The organism is Bacteroides sp. ET489 (assembly GCF_030518095.1).
Lineage (GTDB): Bacteria > Bacteroidota > Bacteroidia > Bacteroidales > Bacteroidaceae > Bacteroides > Bacteroides ndongoniae.
In genome coordinates this window covers 1-5142 of sequence record NZ_JAULLJ010000075.1, presented here as the reverse complement: position 1 = coordinate 5142, position 5142 = coordinate 1, and the positions used below count along the sequence as shown (strand labels likewise).

Here is a 5142-nt window from a genome sequence, read left to right as displayed (position 1 = left end):
CGTTACATGTCACCCAAAATAAGATTGATTATTATAGAATCGGGAATTAACATCTAAGCCGATTTGGCTTATATAGATAGTTACGTTTACCAAGTGGCACTTGGCAAACGTAACATAGCTTTTTTGAAAAAAGTTCTAAAAGGAAAGAATTATTTCAAGGCCTTCCAGAATTTTCGGAAATCGTGGTAACGGCCATAGCAAACCAGCTGATCGCCTTCCTGAACTTGCTCTTTGTCAAAAGCTCCTTCGACTACAGTACGTTCAACAAACGATATGTCGAGAGCATTCTTCTGAGTCCCGGCACGCTTCAAAGCCAGAAGTTGCAAATGGAACTCTGAGTCCAGTTTCAGTTCGCTTACATAATATCCCACCAGACGGGAAGGTGCGGTGAACTTTACAACATAGTATTCCGAATCTATCTGGAAAGTCTCCATATCGGCTCCAAACTCAAGCATACGAACCAACGAACGGGCAGCATCGGCTTCGGGAGTAAGAATGCGTTCCAATCCGAAAGCTTCGAGTATGGCACGATGAACCGAATCGATGGCACGGGCATAGATGCGTTTTACTTTCTTCTGCTTCAGCAACGCTACCGTACGGATGGAAACTCCCAAATTCTTTCCTACGGAAACGATCACAACATCGACCGTATTGAGCGGAAGAACGGAAAGAGCCTGCTCGTCGGTTGCGTCGATGACAAAAGTAGCTGCAATCTTATCCTTCAGACAGTCTGCCCTACTGGCATTAATATCTGCACCTATCACTTCGTGTCCCAAAGCTGAAAGTTCTTCAGCAAGTACACTACCGTAATTGTTTAAACCGATAACAATATATTTCATAATGCTGAATGGGAGAAATTACTCCTTCGTCAGTACCAAAACCAGCGTATTTTCTGCATTGTAGAAACCTACGCCGCCGTTGGCCAACTTACCAAAGGAACGAACAGAATTCAATGCCTTAAGAATGCTGCTTTCGATTTTCATATCCGGACATGCCATCATGGTACTGATAACTTGCGGGAAAGACACTGCTGCAGAATTTGCATCCTCGGTCTGAATACCTCCGTTGATAACATTGCAACCAGCATTTCCGTGCAGACGTTTTTCTGCCACGTTGAATTCAAGGAAAGGTTTATTCTCCAGACTGTCGGGAACAGCTACTCCGCTTACTTCACTGATGAGCCACTTACCGGACAAATCGTTCAGCGTCACCGTCGCCGGCCGTTTCTGCAATACTGCAATAGGGCGTTTGGACGAACCGCACAAGGCTATCTGATCATCGCCCAGCTTCTTATACTTTTTCACTTGCGACAGGGCTGCCAAGACATTTTTTTCGACAGTCATGTCAGGACACATCATACGCGTACTTCCCAAAGCTCCCAAATCGATAGTGCCCGGCTTGGCATTCACATCGAAACGGCCAGTCATACGGTTACATCCGCTGTTGCCATACACAGTTCCCTGCGCAACATCGAAACCGATGAAAGGAAACGCCTGACCCGGTGCCGGAACCACTGCCGCACCATTCAGTTCAATGATATTCCACTCTCCACTGATGTCGGCTACAGTTGCCGCATTTTTTGTCGATACACAAGACGAAGCAATCACCATCGTTAATACCATACATAAAGAAACAAAAACATTTTTCATCATCATTCGTTATTATTTAAGTTTTAAGTTAATAAATCCATCACCTAATCTTCTGAAAGACAGAAAGACGTTAGTGAAAGCATATCACAGCCATATGAATTCATGGGCAAATATAAACTATATTCCTTATTAAACACAACAAAATAACCAGAAAAGAAACAGAATGTTCAAGAACAGGGCTAAATTCTCCCAAGTATTTAGCACGATTTTAATGCTTATGTGAGAATTAACCCGTATATTTGCTCAAAATTACTTTAAATGGAATTTATTTCGTAACCTTATTAATATAACAAGAAAATGGGTAAAGTTCTTATTATTGGTGCAGGCGGTGTAGGTACCGTTGTTGCCCACAAAGTGGCTCAAAATCCTGATGTATTCACCGAAATCATGATTGCCAGCCGCACCAAATCAAAATGCGATGCAGTAGTAAAAGCAATCGGTAACCCTAACATCCAAACCGCTCAGGTGGATGCAGACAACGTAGACGAACTGGTGGCACTGTTCAACAGCTTCAAGCCGGAAATCGTTATCAACGTGGCCCTTCCCTATCAGGATCTTACCATCATGGAAGCCTGCCTGAAAACCGGAGTAAACTATCTGGATACTGCCAACTACGAACCGAAGGACGTGGCCCACTTCGAATATAGCTGGCAATGGGCTTACAAGAAACGCTTCGAGGATGCCGGTCTGACCGCTATCCTGGGATGTGGTTTCGACCCGGGTGTCAGTGGTGTCTATACAGCCTATGCAGCCAAGCATCATTTCGACGAAATACAGTATCTGGACATTGTCGATTGTAACGCCGGTAATCACCATAAAGCTTTTGCGACTAACTTCAATCCCGAAATCAACATCCGCGAAATCACACAGAACGGACGTTATTATGAAAACGGCCAGTGGATAACTACCCAACCGATGGAAATCCACAAAGACCTGACTTATCCTAACATCGGTCCGCGCGATTCTTACTTGCTCTATCACGAAGAGCTGGAATCACTGGTAAAGAATTTCCCCACCATCAAACGGGCACGCTTCTGGATGACTTTCGGACAGGAATACCTGACACACTTGCGCGTCATCCAAAACATCGGTATGGCTCGTATCGACGAAGTGGAATACAACGGCGTAAAAATCGTTCCGCTCCAATTCCTGAAGGCTGTATTGCCTAACCCGCAGGATCTGGGCGAAAATTACGAAGGCGAAACTTCTATCGGATGCCGCATCCGCGGACTGAAAGACGGAAAAGAACGCACCTACTACGTATACAATAATTGTAGCCATCAGGCAGCCTACAAAGAAACAGGTATGCAGGGAGTGAGCTACACCACTGGCGTTCCGGCCATGATCGGAGCCATGATGTTCCTGAAAGGCATCTGGAAAAAGCCGGGAGTATGGAACGTAGAGGAATTCGATCCGGATCCGTTCATGGAGCAGCTTAACAAGCAGGGACTGCCCTGGCACGAAGTGTTCGACGGCGATCTGGAACTCTGAGTTTGTAAGTTTATGAGTTTTTTGAGTTTTTAAGTTTGTTAGTTATAGGCTTTTGAGTTGAAATAAAGTAATAACCTATAAACTTACAAACTCAAAAACTAAAGAACTGCGTACTTATATTATTAACCATTAACCATTAATCATTATCCCGCATGAACGTAGGAGACAAAGCACCCGAACTGCTGGGTGTAAACGAAAAAGGCGAAGAAATCCGTCTCAGCAACTATAAAGGCAAGAAGATTGTACTCTACTTCTACCCTAAAGACAGTACTTCGGGCTGTACGGCTCAGGCATGTAACCTGCGCGACAATTACAGCGAATTGCGTCAGGCCGGATACGAAGTGATAGGAGTAAGCGTAGACAGCGCCAAATCGCATCAGAAATTTATTGAAAAAAATGCGCTTCCGTTTACGCTGATTACCGATACCGACAAAAAACTGGTAGAAGAATTCGGAGTATGGGGAGAAAAAAGCATGTACGGGCGTAAATACATGGGAACGTTTCGCACTACCTTCCTGATTAACGAAGAAGGGGTGATAGAACGCATCATCGGCCCTAAAGAGGTAAAAACCAAGGAACATGCCAAACAGATTCTTGGAGAATAACAACCTTGAGGCTACTTAATTATCCAACTATCAAAAAAAACAGCTTATGGCAAAAAAAGACGAACTTAATTTTGACGAGAATGGTACAGCTCCACAGGCTTCCAGCGAAAAGCTGAAAGCATTGCAAGCTGCCATGGACAAAATAGAAAAAAGCTTCGGAAAAGGCTCAATCATGAGAATGGGAGGCGAAGAAATCGAGCCGATCGACGTGATTCCTACCGGCTCCATCGGCCTGAATGCCGCTTTGGGGGTAGGTGGTTATCCACGTGGACGTATCATCGAAATCTATGGTCCGGAATCTTCCGGTAAAACAACGCTTGCCATCCATGCCATTGCCGAAGCACAAAAAGCGGGCGGTATCGCTGCATTCATCGATGCCGAACATGCATTCGACCGCTTCTATGCGGCCAAATTGGGAGTAGATATCGACAACCTGCTCATCTCGCAGCCCGACAATGGAGAACAGGCGCTGGAAATAGCCGACCAGCTGATTCATTCATCAGCCATCGACATCATCGTTATTGACTCTGTAGCCGCACTGACCCCAAAAGCTGAAATAGAAGGCGACATGGGAGACAACAAAGTGGGACTTCAGGCACGTCTGATGTCGCAAGCCCTGCGCAAACTGACGTCCGCTATCAGCAAGACACGTACCTGCTGCATCTTCATCAACCAATTGCGTGAAAAGATCGGAGTAATGTTTGGCAATCCTGAAACGACTACAGGTGGTAACGCACTGAAATTCTATGCTTCGGTACGTATCGACATCCGCCCCGGACAAGCCATCAAGAACGGAGAAGAAATCTTAGGCAAGCAGACCAAAGTGAAGGTTGTCAAGAACAAAGTGGCTCCTCCTTTCCGCAAAGCAGAGTTCGACATCATGTTTGGCGAGGGTGTGTCGCGTGCAGGCGAAATCATTGACTTGGGTGCCGAACTGGGCATCATCAAGAAAAGCGGTTCCTGGTTCAGCTACAACGATACCAAGCTGGCACAAGGACGCGATGCGGCCAAGCAAGTCATCATGGACAATCCTGAACTGGCAGAAGAACTGGAAGGACTTATCTTTGCCGAACTGAAAAAAGAGAAATAAAAGCTTCTCTTCAGCCCTTTCGGCTATCATATAGAGATAATAAATACAGGCGGAACTTTACGAATATCATCGATTCAGTAAAGTTCCGCCTGATTTTATCTGTAAAGGTACGTAGCAAAACAAAAAGTAACAGCCCTATTGCTTTTAGGGCAGTCATCCGAAGCCAGCAAGGCCCTTCATTTTTCTCTAACTGGGAAAAAATTTTTTCCTAACTGGGGAATATTTTTTCCCTAGTTAGGAAAATTTTGCTACAGAATATCTTTTGTCTTTTCCTGATTTAACTAGACGCTTTTTTGTTCTATAAACT

The 5142-nt window shown here is 44.9% G+C and carries 5 protein-coding genes; 3 read left to right on the top strand and 2 right to left on the bottom strand.

Annotated features, from left to right (window positions below):
- Positions 1-149: 149 nt before the first annotated feature.
- Together Q3C19_RS17745 and Q3C19_RS17740 are read right to left on the bottom strand one after the other, a co-directional pair.
- Positions 150-839 (bottom strand): TrkA family potassium uptake protein, encoded by a 690-nt coding sequence (locus Q3C19_RS17745; protein WP_071150039.1) that lies wholly within the window; start codon positions 837-839, stop codon positions 150-152.
- An 18-nt stretch (positions 840-857) separates the two neighbouring features.
- The gene (locus Q3C19_RS17740; RefSeq protein WP_302731135.1) at positions 858-1649 is read right to left on the bottom strand and encodes an META domain-containing protein; all 792 of its coding nucleotides are present in this window, start codon (positions 1647-1649) and stop codon (positions 858-860) included.
- Between the two features lie 297 nt (positions 1650-1946).
- Between Q3C19_RS17740 and Q3C19_RS17735 the strand changes: the two genes are divergently transcribed.
- The 3 genes from Q3C19_RS17735 to recA all read left to right on the top strand — a co-directional run bounded on the left by Q3C19_RS17735 (position 1947) and on the right by recA (position 4835).
- On the top strand, positions 1947-3140 hold the full coding sequence (locus Q3C19_RS17735) for a saccharopine dehydrogenase family protein (RefSeq protein ID WP_071150040.1): 1194 nt from the start codon (positions 1947-1949) through the stop codon (positions 3138-3140).
- 152 nt (positions 3141-3292) lie between these two features.
- A complete protein-coding gene (bcp, locus tag Q3C19_RS17730) occupies positions 3293-3745 on the top strand; it encodes a thioredoxin-dependent thiol peroxidase (protein ID WP_022162216.1) in 453 nt (150 codons plus the stop codon).
- 46 nt (positions 3746-3791) lie between these two features.
- Positions 3792-4835, top strand: a complete 1044-nt coding sequence (recA, locus tag Q3C19_RS17725; protein ID WP_022162217.1) for a recombinase RecA — start codon at positions 3792-3794, stop codon at positions 4833-4835.
- Positions 4836-5142: the final 307 nt, after the last annotated feature.

Bases quoted from the DNA above. Each gene is read 5' to 3' on its own strand.
- Q3C19_RS17740 (WP_302731135.1), bottom strand. From the start codon at position 1,649: ATGAAAAATGTTTTTGTTTCTTTATGTATGGTATTAACGATGGTGATT.
- recA (WP_022162217.1), top strand. From the start codon at position 3,792: ATGGCAAAAAAAGACGAACTTAATTTTGACGAGAATGGTACAGCTCCA.
- Q3C19_RS17745 (WP_071150039.1), bottom strand. From the start codon at position 839: ATGAAATATATTGTTATCGGTTTAAACAATTACGGTAGTGTACTTGCT.
- Q3C19_RS17735 (WP_071150040.1), top strand. From the start codon at position 1,947: ATGGGTAAAGTTCTTATTATTGGTGCAGGCGGTGTAGGTACCGTTGTT.
- bcp (WP_022162216.1), top strand. From the start codon at position 3,293: ATGAACGTAGGAGACAAAGCACCCGAACTGCTGGGTGTAAACGAAAAA.